This window comes from Kitasatospora sp. NPDC056181 (assembly GCF_042266225.1).
Taxonomy (GTDB): domain Bacteria; phylum Actinomycetota; class Actinomycetes; order Streptomycetales; family Streptomycetaceae; genus Kitasatospora.
In genome coordinates this window covers 187,133-206,968 of record NZ_JBHJUK010000001.1, presented here as the reverse complement: position 1 = coordinate 206,968, position 19,836 = coordinate 187,133, and the positions used below count along the sequence as shown (strand labels likewise).

Here is a 19,836-nt window from a genome sequence, read left to right as displayed (position 1 = left end):
CTCAGCCCCGCTCGTGCGCGGCCATCAGCGCGTGCAGCAGCCCGGGGAACGCCTCCTCGAACTCCTCCCGGCGCAGCGCGTTCATCCGCGAGGTGCCGACGTAGTACTGCCGGATGAGCCCGGCCTCGCGCAGCACGTGGAAGTGGTGGGTGGCGGTGGACTTGCTGACCGGCAGCTCGATCGTGCCGCAGGCGAGGTCCTCGCCGGCGGCGTACAGCCCGCCGACGATCAGGCGGCGCACCGGGTCGACCACGGCCTCCAGGACCTGCTGGAGGGTGACCTCCCGGAGGTCGGGGTGGGGCGGGGTGCGGTCCTGCTGTCCGCTGCGCCGTGTGGTCGCCATCTCGCTCCGATCTCCGGTGGCTCGTCGTACGGGGTTGGTCAGAGTATGGCCTGCATCAAAGTACGACAGACATCGAAGTTTGACAGCTGACGTACTTTCAGGTTCAGTGATCTGCGGCGGCCGACGGTTCCCGGGCCGCCGTCAGCGATCGGAAGGGGCGGGCGCGATGGCCAGGACGGTGCGGTTCCACGAACACGGCGGGCCGGAGGTGCTGCGGCTGGAGGACGCGGAGGTCGGCACGCCCGGCCCCGGCGAGCTGCTGATCCGGGTGGACGCGATCGGGCTCAACCGGGCCGAGGTGCTGTTCCGCAGCGGCGTCTACATCGAGCCGGTCCGGGAGTTCCCCGCCCGGCTCGGCTCCGAGGCCGCGGGTGTGGTCGAGGTGGTCGGTCCGGGCGTGGCCGGCTTCGAGTCCGGGCAGGCGGTCAGTGTGGTGCCCGCGTTCTCGATGAACGACTACGGCGTCTACGCCGAGCGCGCGATCGTTCCGGCGGCGGCGGTGGTCCACCGTCCCGAGGGGCTCGACGCGGTGGCGGGCGCCGCGGTCTGGATGCCGTACCTGACCGCCTACGGCGCACTGGTCGACGTGGGCGGCATGCGCGCCGGGGACACCGTGGTGATCACGGCGGCCTCCAGCAGCGTGGGCCTGGCCGCGATCCAACTCGCCCACCGGGTGGGGGCGGTGCCCATCGCCACCACCCGGACACAGGCCAAGCGGGACGCCCTGCTCAAGGCGGGTGCGGCCGCGGTGATCGTCACCGAGGAGGAGGACGTCGTCGGGCGGGTGCGCGAACTGACCGGGGGGCGGGGTGCCGAGTTCGTCTTCGACGCCGTGGCCGGCCGCGGCGTGCTCGACCTGGCCAAGGTGGTCGCCCCCGGCGGCACCCTGTTCCTGTACGGCGCCCTGAGCGGCGAGCCGACGCCCTACCCCGGCTTCGAACTCGGCATGCCGGCGCTGAACATGCGCACGTACACGCTGCACGAGATCACCAGGGACGGCGAACGGCTGCGCCGGGCGGAGGCGTTCGTCGCCTCGGGGCTGCGCAGCGGGGCGTTCACACCGGTGGTGGACAGGGTCTTCGGCCTGGCCGAGATCGCGGAGGCGCACCGGTACATGGAGGCGGGCAACCAGCTGGGCAAGATCGTGGTGACCGTCGACCACTGAGGGTTCGGCCGGGGCGGTCCTGCCCGGGCCGCCCCGCTCACGCCCCCAGGAAGCGCTGCAACTCCGCCAGGACGTAGTTGGCGGCCGTGTAGCCGTTGCCCTGGAACCAGAGCTGGTCGTCCACCTCGAAGGCCCGGTGCGCCTTCACCGCCCCGAGGGACTGCCAGGCCGGGGTGGCCAGGACGGCGGCGGTGCCGGCCGGGTCGCCGTAGGTGGCGTACACCAGCAGGTCGCCGTCGGCCTTGGCGAGCTGGTCGACGGGGATCTCGAAGTCGGACTGGTCGACGTTCTGCGCATCCGGCCGGCCGAGCTGTACGTCGGCCAGGACGGTGCCGGGGAAGGTCTGCCTGCCGTACAGCCGGATGCCGCCGCCCTGGACGAACCGCACCAGGCTGACCTTCCGGCCCGAGGCCCTGGCGCCGGACAGCGCCTGGACCACCTGGGAGACGTGCCGCTGGTAGGACGAGACGAACGCCGCCGCCGCCTCCTGGCGGCTGAGCGCCTGGGCGTGCACCTGGAAGTTGGCCTTCCAGGGGGCGCCGGTGGTCTGGGTGAGCACCGTGGGGGCGATCCCGCGGAGCTGGTCGTACCGGGCGCCGTCGCTGGTCTGGTTGGAGAGGACGAGGTCCGGCCGGACGGCGCGGAGGGCCGCCAGGTCCGGTGAGCCGATCGACCCCACCCGGGTGATCCCGCTGAGCCGGGACAGGGGCCAGTAGTCGGGGAAGCCGGAGTCCAGCGGCGCCAGGGCCGCCCCGACCGGGGTGATGCCGAGAGTGAGGGCCGAGTCGAGCTCCCCCGTGTCCAGCGTGACCACCCGCATCGGCGCGCCCGGGACGACCACCGGCCCCGTCGCGGTGTTCACGGTGACGTTGGGCACCGCTTCCGGGCTCGGGGTCACGGTGCCCGTCGCGGCGTCGGCGGGAGGGGCGGCGTGCCGTACGGCGCAGCCGCCGAGGGCGGCGGCGCCGAGCCCCGCGAGCAGGGCGCGGCGGGCGATCGGGGGCATCGGCGGTCCTCGGTGGATGGGCACACGGGCGCGGGCGCGTCGATTATGTCCGAATTGCCCGCTAGGCGTCCGCCTTCACCGCCCACGGCGCGCCCGGGACGACCAGCGGGGTGCCGGTCACCGGGTCCGGGACGACCACCGAGGACAGCCCGAAGACCTCCCGCACCAGCTCCGCCGTCACGACCTCGCCCGGCGCGCCCTGGGCGACGATCCGCCCGTCGCGCATGGCCACCAGGTGGTCCGCGTACCGGGCCGCCTGGTTGAGGTCGTGCAGGACGGCGACCACCGTCCTCCCGCGCTCGACGTTGAGCCGCCGGACGAGGTCCAGCACCTCCACCTGGTGGGCGATGTCCAGGAAGGTGGTCGGCTCGTCCAGCAGCAGGATGTCCGTCCCCTGGGCGAGCGCCATCGCGATCCAGGCCCGCTGGCGCTGGCCGCCCGACAGCTCGTCGACGCTGCGCTCGGCCAGTTCGGCCGTGGAGGTGCGCTCCAGCGCCTCCGCCACCGCCTGCTCGTCCTCGGCCGACCACTGCTGCCACCAGCTCTGGTGCGGCTGGCGGCCGCGCGAGACCAGGTCCGCCACCGAGATGCCCTCGGGCGCGGTGGGGGACTGCGGCAGCAGGCCGATCCGCTGGGCGATCCGCTTGGTGGGGACGCGGGCCAGTTCGGCGCCGTCCAGCAGTACCGCGCCGCGCACCGGCTTCAGCAGCCGGCCGAGGGCGCGCAGCAGCGTCGACTTGCCGCAGGCGTTCGGGCCGACGATCACCGTCACCCGGCCGTCCGGGACGACGAGGTCCAGCCCCTCGACGACCGTGCGCGCCTCGTAGGCGAGGGTCAGGCCGCGGGCTTCGAGACGGTGGCCGGGCACCGGGGGAACGGTCATCAGGAGCCTCCACGGCGGGATCGGATCAGCAGCCACATCAGGTACGGCGCGCCGACCAGCCCGGTCACCACGCCGACCGGCAGCTCGGTGGGCGCGAGCAGCCGCCGGGCCAGCAGGTCGGCCAGGACGACGACCAGCGCGCCGGTCAGGGCCGAACAGAGCAGCGGGACCTGCGCCGAGCGGGCCAGCCGCAGCGCGATCTGCGGGGCCATCAGCGCGACGAAGTCCACCGGACCGGCCGCGCCCGCGGCGCAGGAGGCCAGCACGATGCCGAGCAGCGCCATGCCGAGCCGGATCCGGTCCAGCCGCAGACCGAGGCCGACGGCGGTGGCGTCGTCGAAGGAGATCGACCGCTGCGCCCGCGCCGCCCAGAGCGCGAGCGGCGCGGCGGCCGGCAGCACCCAGGCGAGCCATCCGGCCTGGTCGTAGCCGGAGCCGTTGAGGCTGCCGGTCATCCACACCTTCGCCGCCTGCGCCTGGAAACCGTCCCCCTTGGTGAGGAAGACGGAGGTGAGCGAGGAGAGCGCGACCGAGACGCCGATGCCGATCAGCACGAACCGCTGGGCGTGCAGTCCGCGCCGCCAGGCCAGCAGGTACACCAGCAGGCCGGCCGCCAGGCCGCCGGCCACCGCCGCGTACGGCACCTGCCCGGCGGAGCCGACCACGCCGTACGCCATCAGGCCGACCACGGTGGCGGTGGCGCCCCAGGAGACGCCAACCACGTCGGGGCTGGCCAGCGGATTGCGGGCGACGGTCTGGATCAGCGCGCCGGCCAGGCCGAGCGCTGATCCGACCAGCAGGCCGACCACCACCCGGGGCAGCCGGAACTCGCCGACCACCAGCTCGTGCGGGCTGGGCCGCCCGAGCAGGACCGTCACCACCTCGCCGGGGGAGACCGTGGACTCGCCCAGACAGAGCGAGGCGACGACGGTGGCGGCGAGCACCAGCGCCAGGCAGCAGGCCGCCACGGCGGAACGCCGGTGCAGCAGGAACGACGCGCGCCCGGCGCGCAGCACGGTGTACCCGCGCAGAGCCACGGCGCTCATGCGCCCACCTCGCTGCGCTCGGCAGACGCTTCGCTCAACGCGCACCCCTCGACGGTTCGCTCGCTGCGCTCGCTCACGCGCCCACCTCCCTGCGCCCGGCAGACGCCTCGCTCAACGCGCACCCCTCGACGGTTCGCTCGCTCACGCCGCCACCACCTTCCGACGCCGGACCAGTGCGACCAGGACCGGCACCCCGACCAGTGCGGTCATCACACCGGCGGGGACCTCCGACGGCGGGAAGAGCACCCGGCCGAACGCGTCCGCGAGCAGCAGCAGCGCCGGGCCGAGCACCGCGGAGAACGTCAGCACCCAGCGGTGGTCCGCGCCGGCCACCGCGCGGGCGGCGTGCGGGACGGCCAGGCCGACGAAGGCGATCGGGCCGGCCGCGGCGACCGCCGAACCGGTCAGCACCGTGGCGCCGAGCGCGCCGACCGCCCGGACGGCGCCGGTCCTGGCACCGAGGCCCTTCGCGGTGTCGTCGCCGAGCGCCAGCGCGTCCAGCCCGCGCGCCACCGCGAACACCAGCACCGTGCCGGCCAGCAGGAACGGCAGCAGCTGCCAGGCCACGTCGGCGGTGCGGCCGGAGAGCGAGCCGACGTGCCAGAACCGGAACTGGTCCATGGCGGCGGCGTCGGTGGTGAGCACCAGGGTGTTGAGCGAGGCGATGAACGCGGACATCGCCGAGCCGGCCAGCGCCAGCTTGACCGGCGTGGCCCCGCCCCGGCCGCGCCCGGCCAGCCCGTACACCAGCACGGTGGCGATGACGGCCCCGGCGAAGCCGAACCAGACGTAGCCGGTGAGGGTGGAGATGCCGAAGCCGGAGATGGCCAGCACCACGCCGGCCGCCGCGCCCTGGCTGACGCCGAGGATGCCGGGGTCGGCGATCGGGTTGCGGGTGATGCCCTGCATCACGGCGCCGGCCAGGCCGAGCGCCGCGCCGACCGCGAGGCCGACCACCGTGCGCGGCACCCGCAGTTCGCGGACGACGACGGCGTTGGTGGTGTCGCCGCCGTGCAGCAGGGCGTCCAGGGTCTCGCCGAACGGGATGGTGCGGCTGCCGACCGCCAGGCTCAGCAGGACGGCCGTGGCGAGCAGGACGAGGGCGGCGACGAGCCACAGTATTCGGCGGCGCAGCAGCCGCCGCTTGCCGGGAGCGGTGGCCGGCCTCGCGGCCGGCGCGGTGGTGTCGGTCATGGCTCTCTCTCGCAGATAGCTGAGGCAAACCTAAGTTCCCTGGAGAAGCCGGGGCAAATCGCCTGTGCACCTTCGTTGGATAGCCTGACGACATGCCCACCACCCCGGTTTCCCCGCTCACCGTCGGCTTCGACCTCGACATGACCCTGCTGGACACCCGGCCCGGGATCCGGGCCACCTACGCCGCCCTCTCCGCCGAGACCGGCGCGTACATCGACGCCGACCTGGTGGTCACCCGGCTCGGGCCGCCGCTCGCGGACGAGATGGGCAACTGGTTCCCGGCCGATCGGCTGCAGGCGGCCGTCGACCGCTACCGCGAGCTGTACCGGGACCACGCCTTCGCCCCCACCGTCGCCCTGCCCGGCGCGCACGCCGCCGTCGAGGCGGTCCGCGCCCAGGGCGGCCGGGTCGCGGTGATCACCGGCAAGTACGAGCCCAACGCCCGGCTGCACCTGGAGCACGCGGGCCTGCACGCGGACGCGCTGGTGGGCGACCTCTGGGCGGAGACCAAGGGCGACGCGCTGCGCGAGCACGGCGCGAGCGTCTACGTCGGCGACCACCTCGGGGACATCCGCGGCGCCAAGCACGCGGACGCCGTCGCGGTGGGCGTGGCCACCGGCCCGTACAGCGCGGAGGAGCTGCTGGCGGCGGGCGCGGACGTGGTGCTGGCCGACCTCACCGGGTTCCCGGCCTGGCTGGCCGGTCACCTGGCCGGCCGGGCCTAGGAGCCGGGCAGCCCAGGAGTCAGGAAGCCGGGAAGCCGGGAAGCAGGGAAGTCGAGAAGCCCAGGAGTCAGGAAGCCTAGGAGCCGCGGACCCGGCGGCGCTGGGCGCGGGCGGAGAGCAGCAGCCCGGTCAGGGCCAGCAGGAAGCCCAGCGGCATCATCATGCTCAGCCAGTACGCGGCCGTAGGCAGCGGCGTGAGGTGCAGGAACAGCGGGACGAAGGTGACGAGCGTGGCGAGCGCGCCGAGCCCGAAGACGATCGCTCCGGCCTTGACGTAGGCGTCGCCGTGGTCGGCGCTCTGGCTGCTCACTGGGCTTGCTCCTCTGCGGGCCTGGGGGAGTCGGTCTGCCGCCCCAGTCTCGCAGAGCGCCCGGGCGGCGACCGCGCCGGACCGCTTCGCAGGCGAGCGGTCCGGTCACGTTGCGCAGTTTCCCGGGCGCTGGGAGTTTTGATCCCTGCTGAGCGGGGGTATGCAGGCTGTGCCGAGGGGTGCGACAGGTGCGCCCCGTCTCCTCAGACCGGGGGTGTGAGCCAGTGGAAAGCGCCGAGTCGCGCCCCGGCCATGCCAGTACCGGGTCGCCCGTGGCCGCGAGAGCCCCGTACGGATCCTTCGCGGAACGCGGATGAGGCAGTGACGGACCGTTAGTCTGCTCCCTACAGCGTGCTGACCATGGGCGCCCCGCGGGCGCCGAGTCGAGGTCGGCCCACCCTCCCACCCAGTGATCCCCGGCCAGGGCCGGGATCCCTCACACCCACATCGAGGACTGTTCGAGATGCCCACCGGCCAGGTCAAGTGGTTCAACGAGACGAAGGGCTTCGGCTTCCTGTCGCGCGACGACGGCGGCGACGTCTTCGTCCACACCAAGGCGCTGCCCGCCGGTGTCACCGTGCTCAAGCCGGGCCAGCGGGTCGAGTTCGGCGTGGTCGCGGGCCACCGCGGCGACCAGGCGATGGCCGTGCAGCTGCTGGACGCGCTGCCGTCGGTGGCGGCCGCCCAGCGCAAGACCCCGGACGACATGGCGGCGCTCGTCCAGGACTTGATCACGATGATGGACTCGGTGCTGCCGGGGCTCCAGCACGGCCGTTACCCGGCCAAGCCGGCCGGCCAGAAGCTGGCCGTGCTGCTGCGCGCGGTGGCGGACCAGTTCGACGTGTAGTCCGCGGTCGGGCCCGCCGCGCTCGGGCGGGCGGGCCCCGGACGCCGCGCGGCGCGGAACGCCGCGGGGCTCAGAACGCGAGCGCACCCGGGTCGAGCGGGGGCACCAGCCCCTCGGCGGCGGCCCGGGTGAGCAGCGCCCGGACGGCGCCGTAGCCCTCTTCGCCGAGGTCCGCGGTGAACTCGTTGACGTACAGCCCGATGTGCTGGTCGGCGACGTCCGGGTCCATCTCCTGGGCGTTCGCCAGCACGTACGTGCGGCTGGCCGACGGGTCCGCCCAGGCCTGCCGGACGGAGGCGCGGATGGCGTCGGCGATCGCGTGCAGCCGCTCGGTGCCGAGCGAGCGCTTGGCGATGATCGCGCCGAGCGGGATCGGCAGGCCGGTCTCCTGCTCCCAGGCCTCGCCCATGTCGGCGAGGCGGTGCAGTCCGTACTGCTGGTAGGTGAAGCGGGCCTCGTGGATCACCAGGCCGGCGTCCACCCGGCCGTCCCGGACGGCGGGCATGATCTCGTGGAACGGCAGCACGACGATCTCGCCGAACCCGCCGGGCACGGCCTTCGCGGCCCAGAGCCGGAACAGCAGGTAGGCGGTGGACCGCTCGGACGGGACGGCGACGGTCCGGCCGGTGAGGTCGCCGCCGGTGTCCGGGCGGGTGAGCACCAGCGGGCCGCAGCCGCGGCCGAGCGCGCCGCCGCAGGGCAGCAGGGCGTACTCGTCCAGGACCCAGGGCAGGGCCGCGTAGCTGACCTTGAGGACGTCCAGCCCGCCCTGCTCGGCCAGGCCGTTGGTGACGTCGATGTCCGCGAAGGTGACCTCGGGGGCGTCCGCGCCGGGCACCAGGCCGTGCGTCCAGGCGTGGAAGACGAAGGTGTCGTTCGGGCAGGGCGAGTGGGCGATGCCCAGCTGTTCAGCCACGGCGGGCCTCCTTCAGGAACTCCGGGTAGGGCAGCGCGGCGAAGGCCCGTTCCAGCGCGCCCAGCGCCTCGCCGATCCGCCAGGCGGCCCGGTCGCGCGGGCCCACCGGGTTGGAGACGGTGCGCAGTTCGAAGGCCGGCACGCCGTGCCGGACGGCGGCCTCGGCCACCCCGAACCCCTCCATCGCCTCGGCCACCGCGCCGGGGTGGCGGGCGGTCAGCGCGGCGGCGCGTCCGGCGCTGCCGGTCACCGTGGAGACGGTCAGGACGGTGCCTGTGACGGCGCCCAGGGCGGCTGCGGCGAGCGCCACGGCGGCCGGGGCGGGGGTGTGCCGGACGGTCCCGAAACCCAGCTCGGTGACGTCCGCGAAGCCGTCGGGGGTCTCGGCCCCGAGGTCGGCGGCGACGATCGCCTCGGCGAGCACCGTCGAGCCGACCGGGGCCTGCGGGGCGAAGCCGCCGCCGATGCCGGCCGAGACCACGAGGTCGTAAGGGTGCGCGCAGAGCGCGGCGGACGCGGCGGCAGCGGCGGCGGCCGGGCCGACCCCGCCCGCCAGCACGTCCACCGTCACGCCCGAGGGGTGCGCGGCGCGGTGCAGTTCACCGCCGGGCAGCGGCAGGGCCCGCACCGGCCCGCCGAGGCCGCGCAGGACGGCCTGCGCCTCGGCGGCCACCGCGACGACGACGAGCAGCCGGCCCCGCTCGGGGGCCGGCTGCTCACCGGTGTGTCGCTCGGTCACCGGGTGACCGTCAGGCGTCCTGGGTGTCCAGCTCGAAGTACCAGACGCCGTAGATCGCGTCGGGCTGCTTCGGGTCGGACTCGACCACGGTGACCAGGGTCTTGCCCGAGGCGTTGAGCGCCCGGGAGGCCGCGACGGAGCCGGAGTACGTGGAGCCCTTGGCCGCCGGGGCCAGGATGAACCGGCCGCCGGAGGCCTGGCCGCCGCCGTTGGTGTTGGCCCACCAGCCGCGGTCGGCCACGTCCGGGGTCACGCCCACGCCGATCCGGTCACTGGCGACCACGTCGGACTTGGGGAGCTTGCCCTCGTCCAGGGCCTTGCTGGCCTTGTCCTGGCACTCGCTCTGCTGGTCCTCGGTGAGCGGCTTGCCGTCGTTGAAGCAGAACGGCTCGACCTCCATCGAGGAACGGCCGACGGTGAGGGTCGCGCGGTGGCTGACGGGCTCGTCCCTGCCGGACGCGACGGCGACGGAGGTGCCGACCGTGGCCGCGCCGATCACGACGACGGCGCCGAGGGCGGCGATGACACGGGTGCTGAGGCTCATGCGTCAGAGGCTACCGGGCTTTGCCGATCACGCTACGCGGGGGTGGGCAACCGCGTGTTGTGGCAGGAGAACGACGGCCCGGGACGACCGCCCCGCCCTGCCCCGCCGGGGAGGGCCTCAGGCCACCCGAGGTGCGGCGGCGCGGCGCCGCAACCCCACCCGGAACAGCGAACGGACCGTCCAGAGCAGCACCACGCCCAGGACCCCGGCCGCCACCGAGAGGCCGAGCACGCCGTTCAGCGGCAGCAGGATGCCGACCGCGCCCCCGGCCACCCAGCACAACTGGAGCAGCGTCTCCGAACGGGCGAAGGCGGACGTCCGCACCGACTCCGGGACGTCCCGCTGGATCAGCGCGTCCAGCGCCAGCTTGCCCAGCGAGGCCGCCACCCCGGACACCGCGGCGACCAGGACCACCGTCACCGCGCCGTACCAGAGCGCGGCGGCCGCCGTGGTGCAGGTGGCCAGCAGCAGCATCGCGGTGACCGTCGCCTCCGAGCCCCGGGTGCGCAGCCATGAGCCGAGCACCGAGCCCAGCGCGTTGCCCGTGCCGGCCGCGAGGGCGACGAGGCCGAGCGCGAGGGTCGGCTGGAGCCCGCCGATCGGCTCGTCACGGAGCAGGAACGCCAGGAACATCACCAGGAAGCCGACCAGCCAGCGCAGTGCCGACATCGCCCGCAGCGCCAGGATCACCGAGGGTCCGACGGTGCGCAGCGACGCCTTCGGCGCCTTGGCCGCCTGCGTGGTCCCGGTCCCGGCGCCGCTGCCGCTGCCGGGTTCGGCTCCGGCGGGGACGGCCGCGGCCTCGCCGTGCACCTCCGCGTGCAGGACGGCCCGCTGCTCGCCCTTGGCGGAGTCCACCGCGTGCGGCAGGTGGAAGGCCATCAGGGTGCCGACGACGAAGACCAGGAAGGCGCCGCGCAGCGGCCACCCCGGCCCGATCAGGTGCAGCAGCCCGCCCACCCCGGCCGCCACCATGGTGGCCAGCAGCCCGGCCAGGGTGACCCGGGAGTTCGCCTTCACGAGTGAAAGCCGGCTCGGCAGCAGCCGGGGCACCACGACGCTGCGCACCACCCCGTAGGCCTTGGACGCCACCAGGACGCCCAGCGCCTCCGGGTAGAGCGCCAGCCCGCCGCCGACCACGGTGCCGGCCATCGTCCACGCCAGCACCGCACGGGCCAGCATCGACGTCGCCATCGCGGCCCGGCGGCCGTGCGGGAGGCGGTCCAGCAGCGGGCCGATCACCGGGGCCAGCACGGCGAACGGGGCCATCGTGATCAGCAGGTAGAGCGCCACCCGGCCGCGGGCCTCGCCGGTGGGGACGGAGAAGAAGATGGTGGAGGCCAGCGCGACGGTGATCAGCATGTCGCCGAACGAGTTCAGCGCGTGCAGCTCGATCAGTTTGGCGAGGCCGGACTCGCCGGCGCCCTCGGCGGAGGTCGCCTTGCGGATGCGGCGGCCGGTGCCGTGGACGACCTTTCCGGTGCGGGAGCCGGCGGCGGAGGCGGTGCGGACGAGGAAGTGCCGGCGCGGCTCCTCCTCCTCGTCGAGCGGGTCGAGCGCGTCGAGGGCGTCGAGCGCGTCGACGGCGTCGAGCGGGCCGGGGGAGTCCGGGGAGTCCGCGTCCGGGTGCTTGTCGAGGTCCACGTGCCCGGCGGAATCCCGGGGCGTCGCGGAGGTGTCCACCGGCTGCGGTTCGCCCGCAGCGAGGACCGGAGGCTGCTGTCGCGGCACGGCGTTCACCTCGTCGGGACTGCCGTCGGCCTGCGAGGCGCGCAGTGCATGCTGCGACGGGTTTTCGTCCGCCACAAGCCCATCCTGCCCCAGAATCGTGACGACGACGCGGGATTCCGCTTCGCTCGGCGCGGCCGTTCCGGCGCCGGCCGCCGCCCCGGACTGTGCCGGGTGGCCGACCGGCGGGTAGCCTGCCCAGGGTCCGCCCGACGATCGGCCGGGCGCCGGCCGGAGCTGACGGGCGGCGCGGCCGGTACCCGAGGCGGCCCGTGGTCGCGCAGAATGGACGAGGGAAACCGAGCCGCGACGGAACAGGCAACACGCCGTGGGCAACAGAAGAACTGGGAGAGAATCGACGCCGTGAGTGCTGCGATGCGAAGCCGTACCCCCGACCGGCTCTGTGCCGAGGCCGTCGAACTCGCCCGGCAGGCGGCAGACGAGGCCGTCGGAGCAGAGACCGTCGGTGCGCACCTCGGAGTCCAGGCGGACGCCGACCGCGTCGTCACCCACACCTTCGAGTGCCTGGACGCCGCCTACCGGGGCTGGAACTGGGCCGTCACCGTGGCCCGCGCCCCGCGCGCAAAGAACGTCACGCTGGACGAGGTCGTGCTGCTGCCCGGCCCCGACGCCGTGCTCGCCCCGCAGTGGGTGCCGTGGAGCGAGCGGCTGCGCCCCGGCGACATGGGCCCGGGCGACCTGCTGCCCACCGACGCCGACGACCTGCGCCTGGAGCCGGGTTGGTCCGGCGAGGACGAGCCGGCGCCGAACTCCGCGGTGGCGCTGGCCGCCGAGGAGGACGTGGTCGTCAGCGACCCGCACATCCAGCCGGCCCCGGTGCGTGCGCAGATCGGCGCCGTCGCCGAGGAGCTCGGCATGGGCCGCAGCCGGGTGCTCTCGCGGCTCGGCCTGCACCTGGCGGCGGACCGTTGGGAGAAGGCGCACGGCCCGCAGACGCCGATGGCGCAGTCGGCCCCGGCCTCGTGCAACAGCTGCGGCTTCCTGATCCCGATCGGCGGCTCGCTCGGCCAGGCGTTCGGTGTCTGCGGCAACGAGTTCGGCCCGGCCGACGGCCAGATCGTCTCCTTCGCGTACGGCTGCGGCGGTCACTCCGAGGCGGCGGTCATCCCGGCCCCGCCGGCGCCGTCCGAGCTGATCCTGGACGAGCTGGTGGTCGAGCCGCTCCAGCTGCACCCCGACCGCACCTCCGGCTCGGTCGAGCCGGACGCCCCGGCCGAGGAGCTCGGCCACTCCTGAGCGATCCGCCGCCGGCCCGCCCCCCGTCACGTCGAGGGGGCGGGCCGGCGGCGTTCAGCGGCGGCCGAACAGCCCGCGCCTCGGCGGCGCGGCCTCCCGCGGCGGGTTCGGCGGGGCGGGCGGCGGGGCCTCCTCCTCGGCGTGCACCAGCTCGCCGACCGAGACCCGGAAGTGACGCTTCCAGCCGCGGTAGTGGAGCTGGACCAGGAAGCCGCCGTCGGGGAGCCGGAAGACCCGCCGGGCCGGTGTCCCGGCCGGCTCCCCGCTCTCGCGCGGGAGGTACGTGCGGGCCGTCTCCTCCGCCAGCTCGACCGCCTGCTCCCGGCCGAGCGGAGCCTCCTGGGGCGGGGCCAGCTGCCAGCGGTAGTAGACGGAGTCGCCGTAGTCCCGCCTGTCGCGTTCGATCAGGACGTACCACGAACGGTCGGACACCTGTGGACGGTCGGACGCCATCGGATTCCCCCCTCGCCGGGCCATCGGAGCGGCCCCAGGATAGGCGCGGCCCCACCCCGGTCCGCCGGGGGTGCCCGGGCGGGGGAGAATGCCCCCCGTACGAAGTACAGGGCGGCGGAAGGCGGCAGGTCCAGTGGAACCTCGGATCATCGGCAGCGGCACGGACGAGCACCTCGCGGACCACTTCGGCAGCGCCGGGCTGCGCCGCCGGGTGCTGGACGCCTGGGCCGCCTCCCCGGCCCGGTTCCGGGAGGACGCCAACGCCGAGGAGGAGCTCGCCCTCGGCGGCTACCGCGACCGCCTCGTCGTCGAGTTGGCGCAGAACGCCGCCGACGCGGCGGCCCGCGCCGGCGGCGGTCCGGGCCGGCTGCGGCTCACCCTCGCGGACGGCGTGCTGGCGGCCGCCAACACCGGCGCGCCGCTGGACCACGCCGCCGTCGAGTCGCTCTCCACCCTGCGCGCCTCCTCGAAGCGGGCGGACGAGCAGCCCACCGTCGGCCGCTTCGGCGTCGGCTTCGCCGCCGTCCTCGCCGTCACCGACGAGCCGGCCGTGCTCGGCTCCGCCGGCGGCGTGCGCTGGTCGCTCGGCGAGGCCCGCTCGCTGGCCGAGGCGCAGCCGGCGCTCGCCGACGAACTGCGCCGCCGGGACGGCCACGTGCCGCTGCTGCGGTTGCCGTTCGCCGCCGAGGGACCGGCGCCCGACGGCTACGACACGGTGGTCGTGCTGCCGCTGCGCGACGCCGCCGCCGAGGACCTCACCCGCCGCCTGCTGGCCGGCATCGACGACGCGCTGCTGCTCACCCTCCCCGGCCTCGCCGAGGTCGTGGTGGAGACCCCGGACGGCACCCGCACACTGACCCGGTCCGCCGCCGAGCCGCGCCCGGACGGCGTCACCGAGGTCACCGTCACCGACGACGCGGGCGGGCGGCTGCGGCAGACCGTCTGGCAGACCGCCGGCGCCTCCGGCTCGCTGGACGCCGCGCTGCTCGCCGACCGCCCCACCGAGGAGCGCGCCCGCCCGTACTGGACGGTGACCTGGGCCGTCCCGGTCGGCGCCGACGGTGCCCCGCAGAAGCCCGGGATCGCCCCGGTCCTGCACGCGCCGACGCCGAGCGACGAGCCGCTCGGCCTGCCGGCGCTGCTGATCGCCTCCTACCCGCTGGACTCCACCCGCCGGCACGTCGCCCCCGGCCCGCTCGCCGACTTCCTGACCGGGCGCGCCGCCGACAGCTACGCCGATCTGCTGCGCGCCCGCGGCGGCGACCTCGGCTCGCTCGGCCTGGTGCCCGGCCCGCTCGGCCAGGGCGCGCTGGACAACGCGCTGCGCGCCGCGATCCTCTCCCGGCTGCCCGGCACGCCGTTCCTGCCGCACCCGGCGCCGGTCGAGCAGGGCACGCCGGCGCTGCGGCCGCGGGACGCCACGCTGCTGGAGGGCGCGGACGGCTCGGTGGTCGAGGCGCTGGCGCCGGTCTTCCCCGGGCTGCTGCCGGCCGGCCTGGAGCGCCGCAGCGAGCTGCGGGTGCTGGGCGTGCGCCGGGTGCCGCTGGCCGACGTGGTCGACCAGCTCGGCGGTCTGGACCGCGAGCCGGCCTGGTGGCGCAACCTCTACGCGGCGCTCGGCGCGGCCGACCCGGAGGCGCTCGGCGCGCTGCCGGTGCCGCTGGCCGACGGACGGACGGTCACCGGCCCGCGCCGCGTCCTGCTGCCCTCCGACGACGCCGACTGGGCGGCCTTCCCCGGCTACCCGGAGTCGCTGGCCGGTGCGCTGGCCCTGCTCGACCTGCGCCTCGCCCACCCGGAGGCCGCGCACCCGCTGCTGGCCAAGCTCGGCGCCGGCACCGCCACCCCGGCCGGCGTCCTGGACACCCCCGAGGTGCGGGCCGCCGTCGCCCGCTCCTACGAGCTGGCCGAGGACGACCTGGACGCCGCGGCCGACCTCGCCGAGTCCGTCCTCGGCCTGGTGAAGGCGGCCGCCCCGGCGGTCGGCGAGCACCCGTGGCTGGCCCGGCTGGCGCTGCTGGACGACGAGGGCGAGCCGACCCGCGCCGGTGAGCTGATCCTGCCCGGCAGCCCGCTGGCCGGTCTGGCCCGGGAGGACGACGCCGGCTGGCTGGACGACGAACTCGTGGACCGCTGGGGCCCCGAAGTCCTGGCCGCGGCAGGAGTGCTGGCGGACTTCGTGCTGGTCCGCGCCGAGGACGTGGTGCTCGACCCGGACGACCTGGAGCGGCTCGACCCGACCGTCCCCGCCGACCGCGCCGCCGGCGGCCGCCCCACCGGGCTGCTGGACGAGGCGCCGGACGGCCTCGCGGAGTGGGCCGAGGACGCCCTGGAGGCGCTGCACGCCGACGACGCCGACGCGGTCGGCGTGCCGCCGGTCGCGGCCGAGCTGCTCGCCGTCCGCGACCTCGACCTGGTGGACGACGACGCCTGGCCCGAGGCGCTGGCCGCGCTGGCCCGCCCGCCGTACCGGGACGCCGTCGTCCTGCCCGTCCGCGCCCTGCTGCCGGACGGCTCGTACGCGGACCTGCCGCCGTACACCGCCTGGTGGCTGCGCGACCACCCGGTGCTGGACGGCCGCGAGCCGGCCGGCCTGCGCGCGGCCGGCGCCGACCCGCTGCTGCGCGGCCTCTACGACGAGGCCCGCACGACGCTGGACGAGCAGTTCCTGCACGCGCTGGGCGTCCGCACCACGCTGACCGCACTGCTGGCCGAGCCGCACGGGCCGGACGAGGTGCTGGACCGGCTCACCGATCCGGCCTCCGAGGTCGGCCACCGCCAGCTGCACGGCATCCACAGCGCGTTGGCCCGGGTGGAGGCGGAGCGGATCGATCCGCTGGACGTCGTCCGGGCGCTGCCGCCGCTGGACCCGGAGACCGGTCGCCGCCCGGCGCACACGGTGATCGTGGACGCCACCGAGGCGGTCGTCGCCGACGCCCCCGACCTGGTCCAGCTCCTGCACCCGTACCCGCTGCTGCCGGTCGCCCCGGCACTGGCCGCGGACCTCGCCGAGCGGCTGCACGTCTCGCTGGCCAGCGAGGTGGCCGGCGGCCGGGTGCTCTCCGAGGGCCGGCTGCACCGGGTCCCCGCCGTGGTGCGGGAGCTGCTGCCCGGCTGCCCGGTGGCGTACGAGGAGCACGAGGAGCTGCTGGTGGTCGGCCCCGACGGCAACGAGGCCGCGGTGGACTGGCGGTGGGACTCGGTGGCGGACACGCCGGAGGCGCCGTACGACCCGGATGCGGCCGAGGAGGCGGACGAGGACGACGAGTTCGAGCTGCCGCCGGCGCCGGGGCTGCTGCACGCCGCCACCCCGGAGGGCCTGGCCGCCGGCCTGGCCTGGTCGGTCGGGCAGTGGCACCGGCGGTTCGAGGTGCTGGCCGCGCTCACCGAGCCGGACCGCGCCTACGAGCTCTCCGCGGCACGGGACTTCGAGGGCTAGACCGGCCCGGCCGCTTCGCCCGCGTACCCGCTCCGCCCGCGCATCCGCTCCGGCTCAGGGGCGGGTGCGCGCGGACGCGGTCAGACGGAGGTAGAGCGTGAGCGTGACCGCCACCCAGAGGGCCAGCAGTGCGGCCAGTGCGGCCTTCCGCAGCAGCGGACCGGCCTCGATCCCGGCGAACGTCACCACCCCGTAGCCGGCCAGCGCCGTCAGGCCGGCCGCCACGAGCCCGCCCAGGAAGGCGGTGAACGCCTCCAAGTCCCCACCCCTGCGTGCCATCCGGCCACCCCCTCCGGGGTCAATCATCCATCTTGCGCCGCATGATCCGCCAGACCACCTCCAGCACCAGCCCGGCGGTCACCGCGATCGCGACGCCGATCCACGGGTCCCGGGTGCCGGAGAGGGAGAGCTCGAAGAAGTCCGACAGCCACGGCACGGTCAGCACCAGCGCGAACGCCCCGCACATCGTCCCGATCAGCAGCAGCCGCCACCAGTTGTACGGCCGGGCCACGATCGCCAGTACCCAGATCGCCACCAGGAACAGCGTCAGGGTGGCCACGCTGGTGTCCGCCTCCAGGTCGGTGGCGTGGTTGGCCCGGGCCAGCGCGTAGGCGGTGAAGGTCGCGGTGCCGGCGATGATCCCGCCGGGGATCGCCAGCCGCAGCACCCGGCGGACGAAGCCGGTGCGGGCGCGCTCGTTGTTGGGCGCCAGCGCCAGGAAGAAGGCCGGCACGCCGATGGTGAGGGTGGAGAGCACCGTCGAGTGCCGGGGCAGGAACGGGTACGGCGAGTGGGTGAAGATCACCAGCAGGGCGAGCAGCACCGAGTAGACCGTCTTGACCAGGAAGAGCCCGGCCACCCGCTCGATGTTGCCGATCACCCGGCGGCCCTCGGCGACCACCGAGGGCAGGGTGGCGAAGGAGTCGTTCAGCAGGACGATCTGGGCGACGGCCTTGGTCGCGTCGCTGCCGGTGCCCATCGCCACGCCGATGTCGGCGTCCTTGAGCGCCAGCACGTCGTTGACGCCGTCGCCGGTCATCGCCACGGTGTGCCCGCGCGACTGCATCGCGCCGACCAGCTCGCGCTTCTGCTGCGGGGTGACCCGGCCGAACACGGTGGTGCGTTCCGCGGCGTCGGCGAACCGCTCCGGCTCGGCGGGCAGCGTCCGGGCGTCCAGCGGGTGGTCGGCGCCGGGCATGCCGAGGTGGGCGGCGACCGCGCCGACCGAGACGGCCGCGTCGCCGGAGATCACCTTCGCCTGGACCTGCTGCCCCTCGAAGTAGCGCAGGGTGTCGGCGGCGTCCTCGCGCAGCCGCTGCTGGAGCACCACCAGGGCGAGCGGCTGGAGGTCGGCGGCCGGGTCCGGGGCGTCCAGCGGGACGGGCGTGCGGCCGAGCAGCAGCACCCGCAGGCCCTTGGCGCCCAGCTCGTCCACCTCGTCCAGGGCCGGGTGCCCGGCGGGCAGCAGCACGTCGGGCGCGCCGAGCAGCCAGCTGGCCTCGCCGCCCTGCGGCTCCAGTAGCTGCACGCCGCTCCACTTGCGGGCGGACGAGAACGGCATCGCCTCGATCACCCGCCAGCCGCCGCCACCGCCGTCGCTGCCGGTGCCGTAGGCGTCGATGACGGCCTGCATCGACGGGTTGGGGCGGGCGTCGGCTCCGGCCATCACGCCGAGCGCCTGTTTGACGGTCGCCGGGTCGGCCGGGACGTGCCGGGCCGGCGGGGCGTCCGGGCGCAGGTGGCCGTCGGCCCCGGCGACCTCCGGCAGGGTGCGCAGCTCGACCACGTCCATGCCGCCCTCGGTGAGGGTGCCGGTCTTGTCCAGGCAGACGATGTCCACCCGGGCCAGCCCCTCGATCGCGGGCAGCTCCTGCACCAGGCACTGCTTGCGGCCGAGCCGGACCACGCCGATCGCGAAGGCGACCGAGGTCAGCAGGACCAGCCCCTCCGGGACCATCGGCACGATGCCGGCCACCATCCGGCGGACCGCCTCCTGCCAGTCCCGCCCCTCCACCGCCAGCTGGCTGATGATCAGGCCGATGGCGGTCGGGACGAGCAGCCAGGTGATGAACCGCAGGATGCTGTTGATGCCGCTGCGCAGCTCCGACCTGACCAGGGTGAACCGGCTCGCCTCCTCGGCCAGCTGCGCCGCGTAGGCCTCGCGGCCGACCTTGGTGGCGGTGAACGCGCCGGCGCCGGCCACCACGAAGCTGCCGGACATCACCTGGTCGCCGGGCTGCTTGAGGACGGGGTCGGGCTCGCCGGTGAGCAGCGACTCGTCGATCTCCAGGCCGTCCGCCTCGGTGACCTCGCCGTCGACGATCACCTTGTCGCCGATGCCGAGCAGCACCGTGTCGTCCAGCACGATCGCGCCGGTGGCGATCTGCTGGACGGTGCCGTCCCGGCGGACCTGCGGTCTGGCCTCGCCGATCAGTGCGAGGCTGTCGAGGGTCTTCTTGGCCCGCAGTTCCTGGACGATGCCGATCGCGGTGTTGGCGACGATGACCAGGCCGAAGAGGCCGTCCTGGATCGGGCCGACGATCAGGATGATGCCGAACATCACGCCGATGATCGCGTTGAACCGGGTGAAGACGTTGGCCCGGACGATCTCCCGGGTGGAGCGGCTGGACCGCACCGGGACGTCGTTGACGTCCCCGCGGGCGACCCGCTCGGCCACCTCGGCGGTGGTGAGGCCGCCGCGCCGCCCGGGCAGCAGTCCGAGCGGGTGGGCGCCGTCGGGCTCCCGGGTGCCGCCGCCGTCCCGGCGGCTGTCACGCTCCCGGTCGCCGGGCGTCTCTTCCGCGGGCTGCGCAGGCTGCGTCATGGCACCGACTCTACGGGCGCCTTATGTCCGATGCGTGCTACTAAAGGACTATTCAGTCCGACCGGGTGGCCGGGTCGGCGCCGTTCCCGGTCGCGCCGTTGCCGGGTGCGCCTTCACCGGGGGTCTGCGCCTCGCCCGCGGCCCGGCTGCGGGCGATCGCGTCCCGGCGGGCGCGGCAGTACCAGAGGCCGATCAGGCCCAGGCCGGCGCCGGACAGGCAGATCCACGGCCAGCTGCCGTGGCCGTGTTCGGAGAGGGCGCCCTGGAAGGGGAGGAGCGCCAGGAAGGCGATGAACCACAGCACCGTGCCTCCGCCGACGATGGCGACGTCGTTGGCCTCCAAGGGCGGGGGCGAGGGGTGCAGCGGGGTCTTCGGCATGGGCCCTAGCGTACGGCGCCGGGGCTCCGCGTCCGACT

19 protein-coding genes are annotated in these 19,836 nt (G+C 75.1%); 5 read left to right on the top strand and 14 right to left on the bottom strand.

The window, feature by feature from the left end; all coding sequences use genetic code 11:
* Window position 1: 1 nt before the first annotated feature.
* Complete coding sequence (locus ACFC1F_RS00920) at window positions 2-343, bottom strand: ArsR/SmtB family transcription factor (RefSeq protein WP_376154757.1); 342 nt, start codon at window positions 341-343, stop codon at window positions 2-4.
* A 166-nt stretch (window positions 344-509) separates the two neighbouring features.
* Here ACFC1F_RS00920 and ACFC1F_RS00915 point away from each other — a divergent pair, with 166 nt between their 5' ends.
* The gene (locus ACFC1F_RS00915) at window positions 510-1,508 is read left to right on the top strand and encodes a zinc-dependent alcohol dehydrogenase family protein (protein ID WP_376154755.1); all 999 of its coding nucleotides are present in this window, start codon (window positions 510-512) and stop codon (window positions 1,506-1,508) included.
* 37 nt (window positions 1,509-1,545) lie between these two features.
* On the opposite strand, the gene ACFC1F_RS00910 is transcribed toward ACFC1F_RS00915, so the two are convergent.
* The 4 genes from ACFC1F_RS00910 to ACFC1F_RS00895 form a co-directional block, all read right to left on the bottom strand.
* Window positions 1,546-2,514, bottom strand: a complete 969-nt coding sequence (locus tag ACFC1F_RS00910; RefSeq protein ID WP_376154754.1) for an ABC transporter substrate-binding protein — start codon at window positions 2,512-2,514, stop codon at window positions 1,546-1,548.
* Between the two features lie 61 nt (window positions 2,515-2,575).
* On the bottom strand, window positions 2,576-3,397 hold the full coding sequence (locus ACFC1F_RS00905; RefSeq protein WP_376154753.1) for an ABC transporter ATP-binding protein: 822 nt from the start codon (window positions 3,395-3,397) through the stop codon (window positions 2,576-2,578).
* Entirely contained in the window at window positions 3,397-4,443 is a 1,047-nt protein-coding gene (locus ACFC1F_RS00900) for a FecCD family ABC transporter permease (protein ID WP_376154752.1), read from the bottom strand. The genes ACFC1F_RS00905 and ACFC1F_RS00900 overlap by 1 nt, the downstream gene beginning before the upstream one ends.
* A 141-nt stretch (window positions 4,444-4,584) precedes the next feature.
* Window positions 4,585-5,637 (bottom strand): FecCD family ABC transporter permease, encoded by a 1,053-nt coding sequence (locus tag ACFC1F_RS00895; RefSeq protein WP_376154750.1) that lies wholly within the window; start codon window positions 5,635-5,637, stop codon window positions 4,585-4,587.
* Window positions 5,638-5,729: 92 nt separating this feature from the next.
* On the opposite strand from ACFC1F_RS00895, the gene ACFC1F_RS00890 reads away from it, so the two are divergent.
* Entirely contained in the window at window positions 5,730-6,362 is a 633-nt protein-coding gene (locus ACFC1F_RS00890) for an HAD family hydrolase (protein ID WP_209412923.1), read from the top strand.
* Between the two features lie 76 nt (window positions 6,363-6,438).
* Here ACFC1F_RS00890 and ACFC1F_RS00885 read toward each other — a convergent pair whose 3' ends face one another.
* Complete coding sequence (locus tag ACFC1F_RS00885) at window positions 6,439-6,672, bottom strand: hypothetical protein (RefSeq protein WP_148643333.1); 234 nt, start codon at window positions 6,670-6,672, stop codon at window positions 6,439-6,441.
* A 463-nt stretch (window positions 6,673-7,135) separates the two neighbouring features.
* Between ACFC1F_RS00885 and ACFC1F_RS00880 the strand changes: the two genes are divergently transcribed.
* A complete protein-coding gene (locus ACFC1F_RS00880; RefSeq protein ID WP_148643332.1) occupies window positions 7,136-7,519 on the top strand; it encodes a cold-shock protein in 384 nt (127 codons plus the stop codon).
* A 70-nt stretch (window positions 7,520-7,589) separates the two neighbouring features.
* Here the strand turns inward: ACFC1F_RS00880 and ACFC1F_RS00875 are convergent, their stop codons facing one another.
* The 4 genes from ACFC1F_RS00875 to ACFC1F_RS00860 form a co-directional block, all read right to left on the bottom strand.
* The gene (locus tag ACFC1F_RS00875; protein WP_376154748.1) at window positions 7,590-8,435 is read right to left on the bottom strand and encodes a 1,4-dihydroxy-6-naphthoate synthase; all 846 of its coding nucleotides are present in this window, start codon (window positions 8,433-8,435) and stop codon (window positions 7,590-7,592) included.
* Window positions 8,428-9,174 (bottom strand): futalosine hydrolase, encoded by a 747-nt coding sequence (locus ACFC1F_RS00870; protein WP_376154747.1) that lies wholly within the window; start codon window positions 9,172-9,174, stop codon window positions 8,428-8,430. Before ACFC1F_RS00870 ends, ACFC1F_RS00875 begins: the two co-directional genes overlap by 8 nt.
* Before the next feature lie 10 nt (window positions 9,175-9,184).
* The gene (locus tag ACFC1F_RS00865; RefSeq protein WP_209412926.1) at window positions 9,185-9,718 is read right to left on the bottom strand and encodes a hypothetical protein; all 534 of its coding nucleotides are present in this window, start codon (window positions 9,716-9,718) and stop codon (window positions 9,185-9,187) included.
* Window positions 9,719-9,835: 117 nt separating this feature from the next.
* The gene (locus ACFC1F_RS00860) at window positions 9,836-11,524 is read right to left on the bottom strand and encodes an MFS transporter (protein WP_376154746.1); all 1,689 of its coding nucleotides are present in this window, start codon (window positions 11,522-11,524) and stop codon (window positions 9,836-9,838) included.
* 297 nt (window positions 11,525-11,821) lie between these two features.
* On the opposite strand from ACFC1F_RS00860, the gene ACFC1F_RS00855 reads away from it, so the two are divergent.
* Window positions 11,822-12,703: a DUF3027 domain-containing protein gene (locus ACFC1F_RS00855; RefSeq protein ID WP_148644826.1), complete on the top strand. Its 882-nt coding sequence runs from the start codon at window positions 11,822-11,824 to the stop codon at window positions 12,701-12,703.
* Between the two features lie 54 nt (window positions 12,704-12,757).
* Here the strand turns inward: ACFC1F_RS00855 and ACFC1F_RS00850 are convergent, their stop codons facing one another.
* On the bottom strand, window positions 12,758-13,135 hold the full coding sequence (locus ACFC1F_RS00850) for a hypothetical protein (protein WP_209412927.1): 378 nt from the start codon (window positions 13,133-13,135) through the stop codon (window positions 12,758-12,760).
* Between the two features lie 154 nt (window positions 13,136-13,289).
* Here ACFC1F_RS00850 and ACFC1F_RS00845 point away from each other — a divergent pair, with 154 nt between their 5' ends.
* Window positions 13,290-16,595 carry a sacsin N-terminal ATP-binding-like domain-containing protein gene (locus ACFC1F_RS00845; RefSeq protein WP_376154744.1) on the top strand — a complete coding sequence of 1,102 codons (3,306 nt, stop codon included), beginning with the start codon at window positions 13,290-13,292 and terminating at the stop codon, window positions 16,593-16,595.
* Window positions 16,596-16,649: 54 nt separating this feature from the next.
* Here ACFC1F_RS00845 and ACFC1F_RS00840 read toward each other — a convergent pair whose 3' ends face one another.
* From ACFC1F_RS00840 to ACFC1F_RS00830, 3 genes are read right to left on the bottom strand one after another with little or no spacing between them, the layout of a single operon-like run.
* Window positions 16,650-16,874, bottom strand: coding sequence for a hypothetical protein (locus tag ACFC1F_RS00840; RefSeq protein ID WP_209412928.1), 225 nt, complete (start codon window positions 16,872-16,874; stop codon window positions 16,650-16,652).
* A gap of 19 nt (window positions 16,875-16,893) precedes the next feature.
* On the bottom strand, window positions 16,894-19,419 hold the full coding sequence (locus ACFC1F_RS00835; protein WP_376154742.1) for an HAD-IC family P-type ATPase: 2,526 nt from the start codon (window positions 19,417-19,419) through the stop codon (window positions 16,894-16,896).
* Window positions 19,420-19,471: 52 nt separating this feature from the next.
* The gene (locus tag ACFC1F_RS00830; protein WP_376154740.1) at window positions 19,472-19,798 is read right to left on the bottom strand and encodes a DUF2530 domain-containing protein; all 327 of its coding nucleotides are present in this window, start codon (window positions 19,796-19,798) and stop codon (window positions 19,472-19,474) included.
* Between the last annotated feature and the right edge of the window lie 38 nt (window positions 19,799-19,836).

What these genes read in the sequence shown, in the direction of transcription:
- ACFC1F_RS00855 (WP_148644826.1), top strand. Translation starts at nt 11,822, where the DNA reads ATGCGAAGCCGTACCCCCGACCGGCTCTGTGCCGAGGCCGTCGAACTC.
- ACFC1F_RS00835 (WP_376154742.1), bottom strand. Translation starts at nt 19,419, where the DNA reads ATGACGCAGCCTGCGCAGCCCGCGGAAGAGACGCCCGGCGACCGGGAG.
- ACFC1F_RS00920 (WP_376154757.1), bottom strand. Translation starts at nt 343, where the DNA reads ATGGCGACCACACGGCGCAGCGGACAGCAGGACCGCACCCCGCCCCAC.
- ACFC1F_RS00910 (WP_376154754.1), bottom strand. Translation starts at nt 2,514, where the DNA reads ATGCCCCCGATCGCCCGCCGCGCCCTGCTCGCGGGGCTCGGCGCCGCC.
- ACFC1F_RS00900 (WP_376154752.1), bottom strand. Translation starts at nt 4,443, where the DNA reads ATGAGCGCCGTGGCTCTGCGCGGGTACACCGTGCTGCGCGCCGGGCGC.
- ACFC1F_RS00830 (WP_376154740.1), bottom strand. Translation starts at nt 19,798, where the DNA reads ATGCCGAAGACCCCGCTGCACCCCTCGCCCCCGCCCTTGGAGGCCAAC.
- ACFC1F_RS00865 (WP_209412926.1), bottom strand. Translation starts at nt 9,718, where the DNA reads ATGAGCCTCAGCACCCGTGTCATCGCCGCCCTCGGCGCCGTCGTCGTG.
- ACFC1F_RS00840 (WP_209412928.1), bottom strand. Translation starts at nt 16,874, where the DNA reads ATGGCACGCAGGGGTGGGGACTTGGAGGCGTTCACCGCCTTCCTGGGC.
- ACFC1F_RS00915 (WP_376154755.1), top strand. Translation starts at nt 510, where the DNA reads ATGGCCAGGACGGTGCGGTTCCACGAACACGGCGGGCCGGAGGTGCTG.
- ACFC1F_RS00895 (WP_376154750.1), bottom strand. Translation starts at nt 5,637, where the DNA reads ATGACCGACACCACCGCGCCGGCCGCGAGGCCGGCCACCGCTCCCGGC.
- ACFC1F_RS00880 (WP_148643332.1), top strand. Translation starts at nt 7,136, where the DNA reads ATGCCCACCGGCCAGGTCAAGTGGTTCAACGAGACGAAGGGCTTCGGC.
- ACFC1F_RS00905 (WP_376154753.1), bottom strand. Translation starts at nt 3,397, where the DNA reads ATGACCGTTCCCCCGGTGCCCGGCCACCGTCTCGAAGCCCGCGGCCTG.
- ACFC1F_RS00890 (WP_209412923.1), top strand. Translation starts at nt 5,730, where the DNA reads ATGCCCACCACCCCGGTTTCCCCGCTCACCGTCGGCTTCGACCTCGAC.